Here is an 18,278-nt window from a genome sequence, read left to right as displayed (position 1 = left end):
AGGAGTCTTCACGTGCGCACTATCGGCTTGATCGGCGGCATGAGCTGGGAGTCCAGCCTGCTTTACTACCAGTGGATCAATCGCGGCATCCGCGATCGATGCGGGCCGCTGTATTCCGCCAGGCTGCTGCTCGACAGCCTGAATTTCCAAGAGATCGCCGCCTGGCAACGCGAAGGTGACTGGGACGCCGCCGGTGAGGCGCTGGCAGCATCGGCACGGCGACTGGAGGCGGGCGGCGCCGAATGCATCGTGCTGGCGACCAACACCATGCATAAGATGGCCGATGCCATCACGGCTGCGACGCGCCTGCCGTTCATCCATATCGCCGATCCCACAGGCGCGGCCATCGCTGCGCAAGGCCTGCATACGGTCCTGCTGCTGGGCACCGAATTCACCATGGCGGAAAATTTCTACCGCGACCGCCTGCAGCAAGAATTCAACGTGCATTGCCTGGTGCCATCGCGTGCACAGCGCACGGACGTCCATCGCATCATCTATGACGAACTATGCGCCGGCGTGATCAACGAGGCGTCGCGGGAGATCTATCGAGCCATCGTCGAGGAGGCGGCTGCGAACGGTGCGCAAGGCGTCATCCTGGGATGCACCGAGATCGGCTTGCTGCTGCGGCAGGACGATGTGTCCCTGCCGTTGTTCAATACGGCAGCGCTGCATGCTGAAGCGGCCGTGGCTTTTGCGTTGGGCGAAAGCTGTCTGTAGTTGATGCCGCCCGCAGCATGCGCTGCAGGGCGGCAGAGACTCTTCGATGACGTGCTTGGCGCTCCGCCTCAGCGCAGAGCGAGGAAGTCCGGACTCACCACAAAGCGCACGGCGTCTAGTCGAAGACGCGCACCCGGCAGTGCCTGCAGCAACGCAGTGCGCTCGTCCGCGACGGCGGCGATTTCCGCCTCGCTGATGGCTGGATTCACTGCACGCAGCGCGAGCAGTCGCGAGAGTTCGGCATCGAGCGTATCCGTCGCCATCGCCACGGCTTCATCCACATTCGCCTTGGCGCGCTCGGCCGCGATGGCATCCGCCTTCTCCAGCATGGGCGGTACCAGCTTGGCGAGGAATTTGCGGTAGCGCGCAACTTCGATGCTGCGGTCAGCGGCCTTGCGCAGCCCGATATCGCTGGGGCGGAAATCGGCGCGCTCGGTGAGGCGCGTATCGATGGTCACCACGATAGGCTGCGGCGGCAGGAAGCGTTCGGCATCCAGCTTGCGGTCGGCAACGCATTCGATCAGGAACACCGCCTGCAGCAGCGCGCTGCGTACCGGCAAGGCATCGTCCACCAGGAAGGCCGCGTTGCCTTGCTCGTTGGATAGCGTGAGATCGAGTGCGCCCAGCACCATCGGGTGATCCAGGCGCAGCAGCGGCAGTTCTTCCCGCGCCAGCGCCACTTCGCGGGCAAAGGTGACCGCCTGCGGACCTTCGGCGAAGCCGGGCAGGGCGTCGGTGGACAGGTATTGCGGATCGAGCAGCAGCACCTTGCCGCCCAGTTCCTCGGCGTGGATGCCGAAGCGTTCGAGCAGACCCTGGATGAAGGCGTCACGGCTCGGATCGTTGTCTTCGCGCGTGAACGCCTGCGCCAGTTCATCCGCATGCAGGTCGCGGCTGGCAGCCAGTTCCAGCAGGTGATCGCGGCCGTCGCGGATCAGCTCCGCCATTTCCTCGTGGGCGCCGCGTGTTTCCGCCAGCAGCACTTCCAGTTCCTGGTCGCGGTTGTCGTCGCCGCGTGCGTGCTCGCTGGCGAGGCGGGCGAGCGCATCGCCGAAACGGCGCAGCAGCTCGCGGCCATCGGCCGGGCTGGTGCGGAACGCGTCCACACCCTCGTCGTACCAGCGGGCCAGCACATGCTGTGCACTGTCGGCGACGGCGAGCACGTGGATGCTGATGTCGTGCTTCTGACCGATGCGATCGAGGCGGCCGATGCGCTGCTCCAGCAGGTCCGGATCCAACGGCAGATCCCACAGCACCAGGCGATGGGCGAACTGGAAGTTGCGGCCCTCCGAACCAATCTCGGAACACAGCAGCAGGCGCGCACCGTCGGGTTGCGCGAAATAGGCCGCATTGCGGTCGCGCTGCACGATGCCCAGGCCTTCGTGGAAGCGGGCCAGGCCCACGCCACTGCGGGTGCGCAGTGCTTCCTCCAGCGCGAGCACCTTGGCCTGGCTGCGGCAGATCAGCAGGAACTTGTCCTGCGGATGCGCTTCGAGCAGGGTGACCAGGGCGTCGATGCGCGGATCGTTGCTGTAGTCGATCTCGATCGACGGCGAGGGCTGCTGGATATCGGCGTGGAACTCGCCCAGCAAGGCCTGGCGTGCGTCTTCGCTCAGCGTGTCCTTATCGATCAGGTGCCACACCGGCGCACGCTTGGGAAAGCCGCCGATGCTGGCGCGACGATTGCGGAACATCGCGCGGCCGGTGCCGTGGCGGTCGATCAGTGCAGCAAGAATCTCGCGTGCATGCTCGGGCTTGGTGGTGTCGGCCAAGCGTGCCTGCAGGGCTTCGTCGCCGGCAAACGTTTCGCGCAGCGCGGTGAGCTGCGCGTCATCAAGCGCCTTGCCGTCAAGCAGGCGATCGGCCACTTTCGACAGGCTGTGAAATTTGTCCGACTCGGACAGATAGACGTCCAAATCGTGATAGCGCTGCGGATCGAGCAGGCGCAAGCGGGCAAAGTGACCGCTGCGGCCCAGCTGTTCGGGCGTGGCGGTGAGCAGGATCACGCCAGGCGTGGCTGCGGCGAGCTGGTCCACCAAGGTGTAGCGAGGGCTGGCCGCTTCCGGCGACCAGGCCAGGTGATGGGCCTCGTCCACCACCAGCAGATCCCAGCGGGCCTCCAGCAGCTGCTGGGCGCGCTTGGGCGATTGCTCCAGGAAACTGAAGTCGGCGATGACGAGCTGTTCGTCCTCGAACGGATTGGAGGTGTCGCCGCCCTGTTCCAGCGATTCGCAACGCTCTTCGTCGTAAATGGCGAAGCTCAGGTTGAAGCGGCGCAGCAGTTCCACGAACCACTGGTAGACCAGCGTGTCGGGCAGCAGGATCAGCACGCGGCCGGCGCGGCCGGTGGCCAGCTGACGGGCAATAATCATGCCCGCCTCGATGGTCTTGCCCAGGCCGACCTCGTCCGCGAGCAGGACGCGGGGAGGGCGGCGCGAGGAGGCGATGCCCGCCACGCGCAACTGATGCGGCACCAGCCCGATGCGCGAGGCACCCAGGCCCCATGCCGGCGAGCGGCGCGCCTCGGCACGGCGCTTGAGACCTTCCAGGCGCAGCTCAAAGTGGGAGACGGGGTCGGTACGGCCACCGATCAGGCGGTCATCGGCCTGGCTGACGCTTTGTTCGTCGTCGAGCTGGCCTTCTTCCAGCTCACGGCCTTCGCCGCGATAGACCAGCAGGTCTTCACGTACTTCCACCCGTTCGACCAGAAACGCCAGGCCCTTGCCGGCCACGCGCTGGCCGGGGCGAAACTCCGCGCGCACCAGGGGCGCCGAGTCGACCGCGTAAGGGCGCAGCACCCCCGCCTTGGCGAACAATACCTGCACCCCACGCCCTTCGACGCGCAGCACAGTGCCGAGGCCGAGCTCGGGCTCGGCGGTGGAAATCCATCGTTGACCGGGAACAAACATCAGGGGGAGGGGCCTGCCAGTTGCAAGGACCGCCAATTATCCGCTCAGTGGTTGTGGATGCCTAGCGAAACCGTCGCCGGCTGCTCAATGCCTCAGTGATGGCCGTCACCAATGCGCGGCGGGTGCTGACCGCTTATCGGAAAGATGCCCCCAATCGTCGGCTGACGGCTGGTTACCACTAAGCACGTGAGTACAGTTCGCCTACACGGGTCGGGCATGCGCGCCGGCCTCTCGTCGACGGAGTGCTCCGTTGATGGATCCAGGGGTAGGGGGCAACGTGAATCGAATGGACTTTGGCAAGCTTGCCAAGCGACGGCCTGTGCCACGCGGTAAGCAGGCATCCGTACAACGCGAGCAGGGCTTCACCATGGTGGAGCTGGTGATCACGATGGTCGTGGCGGCCATCCTGTTTGCCGTTGCGATTCCTAACTTCAGCAACCTGATCAACAGCAACCGGCTGACGACGGGAGCCAACGCCTTGATCGGCGCGCTCAACACTGCGCGGATGGAAGCGATCAAGCGCAACGGCTCGGTGCAGTTCTGCAGCAACCTGGCGAGCACCAATACCACCGATACCCTGGGCAGCGCCTGCGCCACCAATGCCGGTGCGGTGTTCGTGCTTACGGGTACGACCACTACCTCCACCTTGCTTGCAGCGCCGGCGGCGCTGTCGATCCCTTCCATCCAGGTGCGCAGCGTCGCAGCGATCCGCTTCAACGGCACCGGCGTCGGCTATGCCCCGGGATCCACCACGCCCTTCGGCAGTGGCACCGGCAACACGGTGGTGGAGCTTTGCTCGACGGCGCTGAAAACCAACAACGATATCCAGGTCACCATGGCCACCGGCAGCATCATCACCTCTCTCCCTCCCACCACCGTGGCGAGTTGCCCATGACGCAGCGCATCCCATTGGTCCGGTTCGGACGTCGCCCGGGGTCACGCCCGATGGCCGCCCGTCAATCCGGCGTAGGTCTGATCGAAGTACTGGTGGCCGTGCTGGTGCTGTCCATCGGTTTCATTGGCATCGCGGCACTACAGGCGCGCTCGCTGTCCACCAACAATAGTGCGATGGCGCGCAGCATGGCCACGGTGGCGAGCTATTCGATTCTTGATGCGATGCGCGCCGATCTCAATAGTGCCGTGGGCAAGGCCTATAACGGCCCTGTTAAAGCCAATGCCTGCCCTGCGGCAGCGGGAAGCCTGGCGAGCGTCCAGCTCAATCAATGGTGCAACGTCAGCCTCGCTCCGCTCGGCGTCAGCGCCAGCACGATCGGCACGATCGACTGTGAGCCTGCGCCCGGCACACCCTCCGCCTTCTGCACCGTCACCATCCAGTTCGACGACAGTCGTGCGGGCTTGAACAGCAGCCCGACGCAGCAAGTCGTCACGCAGGCCATGCTATGAGCGAGCAGCGTATGACCCGTAGGCAACAGCGCCGTTATCCGCGACTTGCGCGCGGCTTCACCATGGTCGAACTGATGGTGGCGATGCTGCTCGGTGCGATCGTGATCGGTGGCGTCACCAGCGTGTTCCTCGCCGGCCAGCAGACGTATCGGACCAACGAAGCACTGGGCGACGTGGAAAACGGCTCGCGCACCGCCTTCGAAATGTTGACGCGCGACCTGCGCGACGTGGGCTTTACCGGCTGCGACAACACCAGCGGTCGTGTTGCCAACGTGATCAACAACAGCGCGAATCTCTGGTACGCCAACTGGGCCGTGCCGTTGCAGGGATTCGACGATGCCACCCAAGACCCTGCGCTGGCCGGCATCACGGGTAACGGTGCTCCGGTCGCCAAGACCAGTTCGGTGCGTGTGCTTGGTACGGCCAATACGGATGTGTCGGTGGGCAGCGCGTCCGGCAACCCTGCAGCCTTCAACATCAATGCGGCGACCACGCAATTGGCCGCTGGCGACATCATCATGGTGTGCGATTTTGACCATGCCACGCTGGTGCAGGTCACGTCGTACGGCGGAACATCGGTCGGAGTCGCCACGACGACCACGCCGGCGCCCGGCAATTGCACCTCGGGCCTGGGCTACCCGACGCAATGTGGCAGCTCGGGCAATGCGTACACCTTTCTGCCCAATGCGCGCATCAACCTGATGACTGCCGTCGACTGGTACATCGGCAGCAACGGCGTTGGCGGAACGTCGTTGTACCGCCTGCCGGTGACGTACACCGCCGCTGGCGTGTCGGTGGCCACGCCGCAGGAAATGGTGCGCAACGTCACCAACATGCAAATCACCTACCTGGAGTCGGCAGGGGTGGCCTTCACCAATGCCGCCGGCGTGGGTGGCAATTGGCCAACGGTCAATGCCGCGCAGGCCACGCTGACCTTGCAGAGCGCGAATGGTCGGGCGGACGTCAAAAACGCTGCCCCGCTTGTGCGGCAATTCACTTCCACCACCACCATGCGCAACCGGGTGCTATGAGATGAGCGCGCCTAATATTTTTCCTTCGTATCGCACCTGTCCGCCGTCGGCCGGCGCCCGCGCGCAGCGCGGCGTCGCATTGGTCGTGGCGCTGATCCTTTTGTTGCTGATTACCATGGTGGGTCTGGCTGCGGTGCACGGCACCATCATGCAGCAGAGAATGACCGCCAATCAGTACGACCGTGAGCAGGCGTTCCAGAGCGCCGAAGCGGCGGTGCGCGCAGCGAGTGCGCTGATCCCGACCCAGCCTTCGATCATCTGGCACAACTGCCAGGCGGGCGGCATCACCTGCTTGCCCAACCCATTCAACGACCCGACGTTGCCCTCGGGCAACATCAATACGGTGGCCAAAGGCACGGCGGCGGGCAACTACACCGCCACCGTGACGGCCGCCAGCCAGCCGCAGTTCGTGGTCGAGAACATGGGCAACTGGGTGGACCAGACCACCAATACCGGCTTCGGCCAGACCGGCAACTCGCGCAACTACGGCGTGCAGGGCACCTCCGGTACGGCGGTGTTCTACCGCATCACCGCACGCAGCGGCGACCCCGCTGTGGTGGGTGACCGCGCCGTGGTCACCATCCAGGCCATCGTCAAGCAGGGCTGATCCTTTACCGCGCTCGCCGCCCTCTTCGGCAGGCGAGAACCCGATTGAATTCAGGAAAAATCGCGATGAACACGAAGCCGCACGCACCACGTCGCAGGAGCTCCGCCATCAGGGCGCTGGGCGCCATGCTGGTCGTAGGGATGCTGGGTTCCTTCTACATGCCGGCATGGGCAGTAACAGTGGATCAGCAACCGTTGACGGTGCAGCCCACGATTCCGCCGAACATTGTATTGATGTTCGACGACTCGGGATCGATGGCAGCTGACTACATGCCTGATTTCACCTATTTGAAGAGCAACACCAACAATGCCGCGTTAATCGACGCCAACAACAACGGTGTTTACTACAACCCGTTGGTGATCTACACGCCACCGCCTCAAGCGAGCGGCACGGCTTACACTAATCAAACCGACATGAGTAGCGTGCCGCAGAATGGCATTGCCACGTCGCCGAACCTGGTCAATTTGTTTACGTATAACGGTTCGTACGAGTGCAACGATTCGGGTTCTTGCTCTGGCAATGGCGGTATCGCTTTCAACACGTCTACCACGCACAGCGTTCCTGCGACGGGCACCTATAGCCAGACCGTGAGATCCACAGGTTCTGGCAGCAATGTCGTTTATGCGGACGCGGTTTGTCAGAGCACGGCTAGTGGGTACCCGGGCTACACCAACTATCAGTTCACCGGAACAACCGGAAGCACCGGAAAGTGGACAAAGGGTACCTGCTCTTTCAACTACCCAACCACGACCCAGGTAACGGTCAACTTCTTCCAGTATTCGACGGGTGCTGCCGCCGGGCCCTACACCGTCCATTACGTGGCGCAGAATTCCGGCGACTGCGCTTATGCACCAACGCCAGCCAACTGTGTGCTGGCTAGCGATACCACCGGTGTCTCGGCGCCGACCAAGGATGCATCTGGCAACACCATCACCTTGGCGGCGGGTACCAACATCGCCAACTGGTTTGCGTACTACCACACGCGCATCCTGATGGCCAAGAGCGGCCTGATGACGGCGTTCTCCTCCGTAGACCAGTCGTTCCGTGTGGGTTTTGGTTCGATCAATGGCAGCGCTGCGAGCTGGATCAGCTCGAACATCACGAGCAACTATCCGTTTTCCACGCCGACGCAAAACAGTAACTATCTTGCGCAGGTGCAACCTTTCGGCGACGCAACGACGGGCGTCCAGCGAGCGAATTTCTGGACTTGGGTGACGAAGCTGAGTCCGAACAACTCAACGCCCTTGCGCGCGGCCTTGGCGGCCGTTGGCAACTACTACACGACGAGCCAGCCCTGGTCGACGCTGTCGACGGATCCTGGCTATGGCACGCTTAACCCACCCACCAATATTGCCTGTCGCCAGTCCTATACCATCTTGACCACCGACGGTTTCTGGAACGAGAGTTACACGTCGTCGAGCATCGCGGGTGCAAGTAACGCGAAATGGCCTCAGATTTCCGGACCCAACAATCAGTCGTGGCCAACCACGGCGGGAAGCAAGCCGGGCGTGCCGTTTGCAGGTGGCAATATCGGAGGTAATAGCCCGTCGTCCAGTAATCCATCGCTGGCCGATGTGGCTCTGTATTACTGGGAGCACGATCTTACCGACGGCAACAACAGCACCCCCAGCATCAACAACGAAGTGCCCATCAGCAATGATGACCCGGCGTTCTGGCAGCACATGGTTACCTTCACCATGGGCCTCGGCTTCACTCCGACGGGTATTGCCGGCACGTCCTCGTCGGGGAACTCGCCTCCCACCCCGGACGACATTTTTGGTGCCATCAGCGGCAATACGACGCTCACCGGTTTCAGTTGGCCGACTCCCGCGTCCAACACGATCAACAACATTGCCGATCTTGAACACGCGGGTGTAAACGGTCACGGTGGTTTCTATTCCGCCACCAATCCGCAGACCTTCGCCAGTGGTCTGACCAATGCGCTCAATCGAGCCGCTGCGCGAACGGGCAGCGGCGCCAGCCTTGCGGCCAATTCCACCCAGCTCACCACGGGCACGGTGGCCTATCAGGCGCAGTACCGCACGGTGCAGTGGACGGGTGACCTGCAGGCGCTGGCGGTCGACTCGAGCACCGGAGCCATCAGCACGACGCCTTCGTGGTCTGCATCGGCCAAGCTGATGGGGAGCGCCACCGTCAACGGTACGATCAGCACCTATCCCAACCGGAAAGTAGTGACCTTTGTGCCATCGTCGTCGTCGTCCGGTACTTTCGTGAACTTTTCTGCCAGCGGCAGCTCGCCGCCGGCCTTGTCCTCCGCGCAATTGTCTGCGTTGGGGAGCACTGCGGCCGATCAGGTGGCGATGGTGAATTACCTTCGCGGCGACAACACGCTGGAACAGGCGAAGGGCGGCACTTATCGCACTCGCAACACGCCGATGGGAGACATCGTGGATTCGCAGCCGGTTTATGCCGGCGCACCCAACCCCAACGAATTCGAAAACCAATCGTTCAAGGGCATCATCAATACGGCGACAACTGGTGATAACTCCTTCCAGGCTTTCGCGGTCGGCACCACCAATGGCACCACCACGACCCAGAGTGCAGCGTCCAAGCGTACGCCTCTGGTCTTCGTTGCCGCAAACGACGGCATGCTGCATGCGTTCAATGCCAGCACGGGCGTGGAGGTCTACGCCTACCTGCCGGGTGCGGTCATCACGGCGGGCGGCGCGAACACCATCAAGTCGCTGTCGAGTCAAAAATACGGTTCGACGACGGACAGTTCCGCACCTCATCAGTATTTCAACGATGGTGAGCTGACCATTGCGGATGCGTTCTACAGTTCGGCCTGGCATACCGTTCTGGTCGGCACCACGGGTCGAGGCCAGGCGATGGCGGTGTATGCGCTGGATATCACCGATCCGAGCAACATCACGCCGCTGTGGGAACGTTCGGCTGGCGACGGCAACACCAACAGCAACTACATCGGCCAGATGGTGGGCAAGCCGGTCATCGCCAAGGTGCAGGATGCCGGCACCACGGACGACTGGCAGGTGCTCATAGGCAATGGCTACAACAGCAGCAGTGGCACCGCGGCCCTGCTGGAGTTCAATCTGTATAACGGCACCCTCAGCGTGCACACGACGGATGGCGGCGGCCTTGGTCTTGCTGCACCGGTGACCTGGATGGACAACCCGGCCAACGGCATCAGTACCGAAGCTTATGCCGGGGATCTGGGCGGCAACGTATGGATGCTCCCCTTGTCCACTGCGAGCACCACCGGCACGGGCTCCAGCGCGACGACTACCTGGGCAGCTGATTTGACGACGAAGGGCACCTTGGAATTTACGGCCGTCGATCCGACCGATCCCAATCTTGCCCCCCAGCCCATCACGTCGGGCATGCTGGCTGGCCGCGACCCGGTGACGGGCTACGTGTGGGTATTTTTTGGCACTGGCAAGTACCTGACCAGTTCCGACACCACCAATAAACAGGTGCAGACCTGGTATGGCGTGATCGTGCAACCAACGGCTGCGACGAAGGTCGGGACCGGGACATCGGCGCCTGTCATGCCCAAGCTGCCTGTGTCGACGACCGATGCCAGCATGGTGCAGCGCAGTATCACTTCGGAAGTGGACGGCAATGCCGATGCCACGCCACCCACTCTGGGGACGCGCACCGTGACCACATACGTTGTACCCAGCGATATGGCTGGCAAGCGCGGTTGGTACATGAACCTGGAGCAGCCCGTTCTCGACAGCAATGGCAATGTGTCCAAGTACAACGCGCAGGGCGAACGCATGGTCACGCCCAACCAATTCCAGGGCAACCTGTTGCTGGGTACCACGCGCATTCCCACGGCGGCAAGCAGCTCCGATATCTGCAATGCGTCGGGCAGCGGTTGGGTGATGGCGGTCGATCCGTTCACCGGTACTAACCCGAGCGGCAGCTTCTTCCTGCCCAATGGTGGCAATGGCACCGTCACGGTTGGCGGCAAAACCTTGCCGGTGGCGGGTGTGGGCTTCAGCGCGTTGCCCAACAATCCCATCTTCGTGGGGGGCGACATGCTGATGAGCTTTGATAACGGTACAACGTCCAGCTTGAACACCTCCGGCGCCGCAGGTGTTCCGCAGCGCGTCTCCTGGAAGGAACTGGTGAACCCATGAGCAACGTGAGCTTGAATCGACGCAACCCGACGGGTGGGTATTTGCAGGCGGGTTTTACCTTGATCGAGTTGATGGTCGTGGTGGCGATCATCGCGATATTGGCAGCCATCGCATGGCCCTCTTACATCAAACAGGTCACCAAGACCAACCGCGTGGCCGCCGAGGGTTGCCTGTCGGAGTACTCCAATTACATGGAGCGCTACTACACCACCAACCTGCGTTATGACCAGGTTCCGGCCAGTTCGGGAACGGCGGCCGGGACGCCGAATCCGATCACTACGTCGCCGGCAACGTTGGTGCTGGGCTGCGCGGCGGCATCGCAAACCGGAACCAACTACGCGTATACCGTGCCGGCCTCCTCGGCAACGTCTTACACGATTCAGGCCACGCCCATCGGGGCGCAGCTCAAGCGCGATACCCAATGTGGCGCGCTGACGCTGGATCAAGCCGGCACCCGCTCGCCGACTACGGCGGGTTGCTGGCAGTAAGTTCGGGTGGCATGGAATGAAGAGCCCCGCTTCGGCGGGGCTTTTTTTGGCTACGACTTCAGGTCTCGGACCACTGCCTCAACAGGTTGTGATAAACGCCAGTCAGCTGCAGCAGCGCCTGTGGATCGGCGTTGCTGCGTGTCAGTGCCTGGATCGACGCATCCAGTTCGAACAGCAGGCGGCGTTTACCGTCGTCGCGGATCAGGCTCTGCACCCAGAAGAATGCGGCGATGCGCGCGCCGCGCGTGACGGGCGCCACGCGGTGCAGGCTGCTTGAGGGATAGATGATGATGTCGCCGGCGGGCAGCTTCACCTCGTGCTCGCCGTAGGTGTCGCTGATGATCAGTTCGCCGCCGTCGTATTCCTCCGGTTCGGCCAGGAACAGCGTGCAGGAGATATCGCTGCGCAGCTGTTCGCCGTTGGCGAGGGACATCACCGCGCCATCGACATGGAAACCGTATTGCCCGCCGCCTTCGTAGCGATTGAAGCGTGGCGGCAGGGTGCGCAGCGGCAGCGTGGCGGCGTGATAGAGCGGATGCCGTGCGAGCGCATCGAGCACGATGCGGGCCAGTTCGGCGCGGACCGGCGAGGCATCCGGCAGTTGCAGGTTGCGCTTCACCTGGGCGCCCTGGGCACCGACGGTCTCGCGCCCGTCGGTCCAGGTGGCCTGGTCGAGTGCCTGCCGGATGGCGCGTACCTGCGCCTGGTCCAGGATCTGCGGGATATGCAAGAGCATGGCGTGCCTCGACGTGAAAGAGTGACGTGGCCGTCCCGACTGCCATCGGGACGGCCATGTTGCGCTCGATCAGCAGTGCCTGATCAGAACCGGATATTGGCCGTCAGCATCGCCGAGCGCGGGGTGCCTGGGGTGTAACGGTAGCCGCTCTTGTTGACCGCCGCGACATAGTCCTTGTCGAACAGGTTGTACAGGTTGAGGCGCAGGTCGAAGTGCTTGTTGATCGGATACGAGGCCATGGCGTCGAACACCCAATAGGCCTCCGTGTACGCCGGCGTGCCGATCGCACCATCCGTGCCGCGCAGCATCTCGCCGTTGTAGCGCGCGCCGCCGCCGATGGTGAGGCCGAACGGCAGCAGGTAGCTGGTCCAGCTGGTGAAGGCCTTCTTCGGCGTATAAGCCAGGTCGGACGAACCATCCTGTGCCACGGCGCTGCCGCTGAGCACGCTCGCATTCATGGTGGTAAAGCCGGCGGTCACCGCCCAGTTCTCGGTGATCTTGCCCACGGCGCTCAACTCCACGCCTTGCACCCGCTTCTTGCCGATCTGGTAGTAGAGCAGGGTGACCGGATCCTGCACGAGGTCGTTGCTGACCGTGGTCTGGTACAGCGCGCCGGTGAGCAGGATCCGTTGGTCGAGCAGTTCCCACTTCGTGCCCAATTCGTAGGTACGGGCACGCTCGGGCTGCAGGTTCGGATTGTCCAGGCTGTTGGTGGAGCTGCTGAAGGTCAGCGTATTGCCGCCGGGCGGCTCGGCCGACACGGCATAGTTGGCGTAGAACGAGCCGTTGGGCATCGGCTTGTAGAGCACGCCGAGCTTCCAGTTCCACAGGTTGTCGCCCACGCTGGTGGTCAGGCCCGGCACGGGCGCGCCGGTGGGCAGCGTGCCGCAGGTCGGACCGTTCTTCGCGCCGCACGCCACCACGCTGGAGTAATCGGTGTTGTAGTGGTCCATGCGCACGCCGCTGTTCACCTGCCAGTGCTCGTTGAACTTCAGCGTGTCGAACACATAGGCGGAGGCGGTATCGGTCTGGCCATCCGTGTAGGCACCGTTCTGGCCGTAGATCAGACCCTTCACGTCCCAGTTCGGGTCATACAGATTGGCCGCCGGCCAGGTCGTGCCGTTGAGCGGGACGATGCCGATGGTGGTGGCTTTTTCCTGCGTCAGCTCGATGCCGGTGCTGAGGTTGTGCGTGATGGCGCCGGTCTGGAAATTCCAGGTGAGGTTGGCCTGGTCGGTGATGATGCGGTTGGACTGATGCTTGAACGTCGGATTGCTGCGCGCGATGGTCCAGGTGGACGGATCGTTCGGGTTGGGCGTGAGCAGGTTCGCTGCGGTACCCATGAACGAAGTCAGCAGATAATCCTCGGTGGTGCGTCCCCAGCGGAAGGTGTTGTGGAACACCATCTGGTCGTTGATGTCGTGCTCGATGCGCGCGGTGAACATGTCGGCCTTCACGTGGTCGTGGTCGGCCGTGGTGCCGTAGAAGTTGGACGAATCCACTTCCGGCGCGTCGGTGAGGAACGGGCGCTTCGGGTCCGGGCTGGAATAGCCGGGCAGGCCAATGGTCGGCACACCGCCATCAGGCACGTTGTTCTGCTTGATGTGCATGTAGTCGAGATACACGCGCGTGGCTGTGCCCAGGCCGAACGCGAAGCTCGGTGCGACGCCCCAGCGGTTGTTCTCCACCTTGTCGCGACCCGGCACGCCGAAGTCCTGGCCCATCACGTTGAGGCGGAAGGCCGACGTGCTGCTGACCACCTGGTTCCAGTCGACGGTGGCGCGACGCTGGTCGGCGCTGCCATAGGCCACGGTCGCGCTCACGCCGTTGCCGAGCTCCGGCTGCTTGCTGACCATGTTGATCGCGCCGGTGGGCGCGGTGCGGCCGTTGTCGGTGCTGGCCGGGCCCTTGATCACTTCCACCGATTCGGTGTTGAAGATGTCGCGCGAGATGGTGCCCAGGTCGCGCACGCCGTCGACGAAAATGCTGCCCGAGGTATCGAAGCCACGCATGTAGATCGCATCACCGGTGGAGGTGGTGCCGTTCTCGCCGACGTAGAAGGTACCCACGCCCGGCGTGTTGCGCAGCGCCTCGGTCAGCGTGGTGGCGCCCTGCTGCAGGAACAGGTCCTTGCTGATCACGGTCACCGTCTGGGTGGTATCGAGGATCGGCTGCGTGTACTTGGACGAGGAGAGGTTGTCGATCTTGTAGTCGCTGACCGCCGAAGCCTCCACCGATACGCCGGCCAGGTTCTTGGGTGAGTTTGCCGAACCGGTGGGCGAGGTGGTGGTGTTGGTGGTGGCGACATCCGCCGGCGTGTCCGCCGCCAGGGCAGGGTGGGTCATCGCCAGGCCGGTCATCAGGGTGGCGGTCGCAACACTCAGTGCATTGCGCGTTACGGGGTGCTTGCGGCTCTTAATGTGGGCCATGGGTAGCTCGTCGGGGAAGTGGGGCGATCAGCCGAGGCTGACCGGGGCATATCGACGAGTAGCGGCGGCGGGCGTCGATGGCGGCATAAGTCGGGGGAACAGGGGTTGGGAAGCCTTGTTGCCTGATCGGGTGGTCCATCACCTGCAAGAACCCGCCGGCCAACATTCGGTAAATGTTATTGGCAATGAGAATGAGTTGCAATTAGTTGCGAAGAATTTTGCTGTCCTGGCCCTCAGACCAAGGTGGGGAGGGGCGGGAGCGCCGGTATGGCGTACCCTCTTCCCCCTTGTTGGCGAGGAGTCGAACGATGCGGACCCTGGTAATTGGCGCGGGCGCCACTGGCGGCTATTTCGGCGGGCGCCTACTGGAGAGCGGGCAGGATGTGACGTTCCTGGTGCGCGACAAGCGCGCGGCGCAGCTGGCCGAGCACGGCCTGGTGATACGCAGCAGCTTTGGCGACGCCAGCCTGCCGAATCCGGCGACGGTGCAGGCCGGTCAACTGCGCGAGCCCTACGACCTGATCCTGCTGAGCTGCAAGGCCTATCACTTGCCGCAGGTGATCGACGACATGGACCCCGCGGTGGGACCGCAGACGGTGATCCTGCCCATCCTCAACGGCATGCGGCATCTGGACCTGCTCGATGCGCGCTTTGGCGCGCAGCGTGTGCTCGGCGGCCAGTGCGTGATCGCGGCAACGCTCGATGCCGAAGGCAAGGTGCGTCATCTCAACCAGTCGCACAGCCTGACCTTCGGCGAACGCGACGGCTCGCGTTCGGAGCGCGTCGAACGCATCCTCGCCGCGATGTCCAACGCCAAGTTCGAGCCGCGCCTGAGCACCACCATCCTGCAGGACATGTGGGACAAATGGGTATTCCTCGCCTCACTCGCCGGCATCACCTGCCTGATGCGCGCGCCGGTGGGCGACATCATGGCGGCGTCCGGCGGTGAGCAGGCGACGCTGCAATTGCTGGAGGATTGCCGCAGCGTGGCCGAGCACAACGGGCGTGCACCGAGCGACGCGGTGATGGCGCGTGCGCGTGGCGTGCTCACCGAGAAGGGCTCGGCCCTCAGTGCCTCGATGATGCGCGACCTGGAGCAGGGCGGGGCGATCGAGGCCGACCATATCGTGGGTGATTTGTTGGCGCGTTCGGATGCGGCGATGGATGCGTTGCCGATGCTGCGGACGGCGTATGCGCATTTGAAGGCGTACGAAGTGCGTCGGATGCGCGGAAGGTAGAGCTGCCACGCCGCTTCCCTGTGGGAGCGCACCCTGTGCGCGACGGCCTCATGCAACGGTATTGCCTGGAGGGTGCGGTCGCGCACAAGTGCGCTCCTACAGAACGCGAGTCGCCGGAGTTATGCGCGACAACCGCATGCATCGATATCGCCGTTGCGCTGCGTCGCGCACAGGGTGCGCTCCCACAGGTGTCTTCGCGAATTTGAAGAGACGTCCAAAAGAAAAGGGCGCTGCATGATGCAGCGCCCTTTCTTGTTGCAGACGTCCAAACGTCAGCGGTGAAGACTTACCAGATCTTCACCTGCTTATCGCCCGAACGCACCATGGTGTCACCCGGCTTGCACTGGTAGGCCGTAGCAAAGGCTTCCATGTTGGACGGTGCGCCGATCGCACGCAGCGAGGCCGGTGCATGCGGGTCGGTGTTGAGACGGAGCAGGGCTTCCTTCTCGCGCACGCTGCCGCGCCACACGCGGGCCCAGTTCAGGAAGAAGCGCTGGTCTTCGGTGTAGCCGTCGATCTTCTCGGCGGCTTCCTGCGGGTTCTTCTTCAGCGCTTCCTGCAGGGCGTCGTACGCCACGTTCAGGCCGCCCAGGTCGGCGATGTTCTCGCCCAGGGTCAGCTGGCCGTTGACGTGCGCATCCGGCTTGTCCTTGATCGGCGTGTAGTCGTTGAACTGCGCGACGAGCTTGGCGGTGCGGGCCTCGAACTTCGCCTTGTCTTCCTTGGTCCACCAGTTGACGTTGTTGCCTTCGCCGTCGAACTGGCTGCCTTCGTCGTCGAAGCCGTGGCTGGCTTCGTGACCGATCACGGCGCCGATGCCGCCGTAGTTGATCGCGTCGTCACCGTTGGCATAGAAGAACGGCGGCTGCAGGATCGCGGCCGGGAAGTTGATCGTGTTGTCAGTCGGGTTGTAGTACGCGTTGACCGTCTGCGGGGTCATGCCCCATTCCTTGCGGTCGGTCGGCTTGCCGATCTTGTTGAGGTCGTACTGGTAGTTGAACTTGGCGGCGGCCATCACGTTGCCGTAGTAGTCGCCCTGCTTCATGTCCAGGCCGGACCAGTCACGCCACTTGTCCGGGTAACCGATCTTGGGCAGGAAGGTATTCCACTTGGCGACGGCCTTTTCCTTGGTCTCGGCGCTCATCCAGTCGAGATTCTCGATGCGGGCCTTCAGCGCGTTGCGCACGTTGGTCACCAGCTCTTCGGCGCGCTGCTTGGCTTCGGGCGTGAACACCTTGGCCACGTACAGCTGGCCGAGCGCTTCACCCATCGACTCGTTGACGCCGCCGAGCACGCGCTTCCAGCGCGGCTTCTGTTCCGGCTGACCGGAAAGGGTCTTGCCGTAGAAGTCGAAGCGGGCGTCCTGGAAGGCCTTGCTGAGCAGCGGCGAGGCGTCGTCGATGGTGTGGAAGCGCAGGTAGGCCTGCCACTGGTCGGCCGGCGTGCTGGCCAGCATCTTGTCGAACTGGGCGAAGAACTTCGGCTGCGACAGCGAGAAGCCCTTGTCGACCGTCACGCCCTGGGCCTTGAAGAAATCTTCCCAGTTGAAGTGCGGGGTGATCTTGTCCGCTTCCTTCAGGGTGACGAAGTGGTACTGGTTTTCCGGGGTACGCAGTTCCACCGGCGCCAGCGAGGCGGCCGCCAGCTGCGTTTCGAACGCGAGCACCTGGGCGGCCTGCTTCTTGGCGTCCGCTTCCGACACGCCGGTCAGTTCCAGCACCTTCACGATGTGCTCGACGTAGGCGTCGCGGATGTCCTTGTACTTCGCGTCGGTGTAGTAGTCCTTGGTCGGCAGACCCAGGCCGGCCTGCTGGGTGAAGCCGATCTGCATCTTGGCGTCCTTGAAGTCCGCGCCGGAGCCGAACTGGAACACCTGCATGTCACCCGTGGTGAAGTTCTGGGTGAGGTAGCCGGCCACGTCCTTGCCGGACTTCAGCGCGGCAATCGCGTCGAGCTTGGGCTTGATCGGATCGAAGCCGGCCTTTTCGATGGCGGCGTCGTCCATGCCCGAGGCGTACAGGTAGCCGATCTTCTGCTCGATCGAGCCAGCCTGCGCGTTGGCGGCGCCCTTGGCGGCGTCGTCGACGATCTGGTGCTGGGTGTTGAGGCTGTCCTCGGCCAGCTTGTCGAACGCACCCCAACGGCTGCGGTCGTTCGGGATCGGGTTGGCGGCGACCCACTTGCTGTTGACGAAACCGTTGAAGTCCTGGCAGGCCTGGGTATTGGTGTCCAGGTCGGCGATGTCGAACACGCTCTTGGGCGCGGCAGCCGCCATGGCGGCGGTGCTGGCGGCGGCAGGCGCGGTGCTGCTGGCGGCCGGGGCCTTTTCGGCATCGTCGTGCTTGCCGCAGGCGCTGAGCGACAGCGCCAGGCTCACGGCGAGCGCAATGGGCTTCATATACGGTTTGGTCATGGAATTCCCTCTGTGGGTCGTGGGCCGCGTTCGGCAGCCGATGGTGGTAACCAATGCGTGCAGCCTTTGGCACCCGTCTTTGCGTGAGACAGGCTCCAAGGGCTACCCGGACGGTATCTCGGACTTTTGAGGCTAGGCCGCAAGTCACGGGGGAGACAGTGTCAAAGGTCAGGGGGTTGGGG

At 63.5% G+C, this 18,278-nt stretch carries 12 protein-coding genes; 8 read left to right on the top strand and 4 right to left on the bottom strand.

Annotated elements, in window-relative coordinates:
- The first annotated feature begins 12 nt into the window (after nt 1-12).
- Complete coding sequence (locus tag Y882_RS00820; protein ID WP_046969978.1) at nt 13-717, top strand: aspartate/glutamate racemase family protein; 705 nt, start codon at nt 13-15, stop codon at nt 715-717.
- Between the two features lie 68 nt (nt 718-785).
- On the opposite strand, the gene rapA is transcribed toward Y882_RS00820, so the two are convergent.
- Entirely contained in the window at nt 786-3,626 is a 2,841-nt protein-coding gene (gene rapA, locus Y882_RS00815; protein ID WP_046969977.1) for an RNA polymerase-associated protein RapA, read from the bottom strand.
- Nucleotides 3,627-3,945: 319 nt separating this feature from the next.
- Here rapA and Y882_RS00810 point away from each other — a divergent pair, with 319 nt between their 5' ends.
- The 6 genes from Y882_RS00810 (at nt 3,946) to Y882_RS00785 (ending at nt 11,280) form a co-directional block, all read left to right on the top strand.
- Nucleotides 3,946-4,521: a GspH/FimT family pseudopilin gene (locus Y882_RS00810; protein WP_211259099.1), complete on the top strand. Its 576-nt coding sequence runs from the start codon at nt 3,946-3,948 to the stop codon at nt 4,519-4,521.
- Between the two features lie 50 nt (nt 4,522-4,571).
- On the top strand, nt 4,572-5,030 hold the full coding sequence (pilV, locus tag Y882_RS00805; protein WP_156171288.1) for a type IV pilus modification protein PilV: 459 nt from the start codon (nt 4,572-4,574) through the stop codon (nt 5,028-5,030).
- Nucleotides 5,031-5,041: 11 nt separating this feature from the next.
- A complete protein-coding gene (locus Y882_RS00800) occupies nt 5,042-6,061 on the top strand; it encodes a prepilin-type N-terminal cleavage/methylation domain-containing protein (RefSeq protein WP_046969975.1) in 1,020 nt (339 codons plus the stop codon).
- A gap of 1 nt (nt 6,062) precedes the next feature.
- A complete protein-coding gene (locus Y882_RS00795; protein ID WP_082120881.1) occupies nt 6,063-6,668 on the top strand; it encodes a pilus assembly PilX family protein in 606 nt (201 codons plus the stop codon).
- A 65-nt stretch (nt 6,669-6,733) separates the two neighbouring features.
- The gene (locus Y882_RS00790) at nt 6,734-10,792 is read left to right on the top strand and encodes a pilus assembly protein (RefSeq protein WP_046969974.1); all 4,059 of its coding nucleotides are present in this window, start codon (nt 6,734-6,736) and stop codon (nt 10,790-10,792) included.
- The gene (locus Y882_RS00785; protein ID WP_046969973.1) at nt 10,789-11,280 is read left to right on the top strand and encodes a type IV pilin protein; all 492 of its coding nucleotides are present in this window, start codon (nt 10,789-10,791) and stop codon (nt 11,278-11,280) included. The genes Y882_RS00790 and Y882_RS00785 overlap by 4 nt, the downstream gene beginning before the upstream one ends.
- Nucleotides 11,281-11,338: 58 nt before the next feature.
- Here the strand turns inward: Y882_RS00785 and Y882_RS00780 are convergent, their stop codons facing one another.
- Nucleotides 11,339-12,016, bottom strand: a complete 678-nt coding sequence (locus Y882_RS00780; RefSeq protein ID WP_046969972.1) for a Fe2+-dependent dioxygenase — start codon at nt 12,014-12,016, stop codon at nt 11,339-11,341.
- Nucleotides 12,017-12,099: 83 nt separating this feature from the next.
- Nucleotides 12,100-14,445, bottom strand: a complete 2,346-nt coding sequence (locus Y882_RS00775) for a catecholate siderophore receptor Fiu (RefSeq protein WP_046969971.1) — start codon at nt 14,443-14,445, stop codon at nt 12,100-12,102.
- A gap of 308 nt (nt 14,446-14,753) precedes the next feature.
- Here Y882_RS00775 and panE point away from each other — a divergent pair, with 308 nt between their 5' ends.
- Entirely contained in the window at nt 14,754-15,683 is a 930-nt protein-coding gene (gene panE, locus Y882_RS00770; RefSeq protein WP_046969970.1) for a 2-dehydropantoate 2-reductase, read from the top strand.
- Between the two features lie 286 nt (nt 15,684-15,969).
- On the opposite strand, the gene Y882_RS00765 is transcribed toward panE, so the two are convergent.
- Nucleotides 15,970-18,096 (bottom strand): M13 family metallopeptidase, encoded by a 2,127-nt coding sequence (locus Y882_RS00765; RefSeq protein ID WP_046969969.1) that lies wholly within the window; start codon nt 18,094-18,096, stop codon nt 15,970-15,972.
- Nucleotides 18,097-18,278 lie beyond the last annotated feature (182 nt).

The organism is Dyella japonica DSM 16301, assembly GCF_001010355.1.
GTDB classification, from domain to species: domain Bacteria; phylum Pseudomonadota; class Gammaproteobacteria; order Xanthomonadales; family Rhodanobacteraceae; genus Dyella; species Dyella japonica.
Note: the sequence above shows the minus strand (reverse complement) of the source record. Positions and strands in the feature narration are given on the sequence as shown.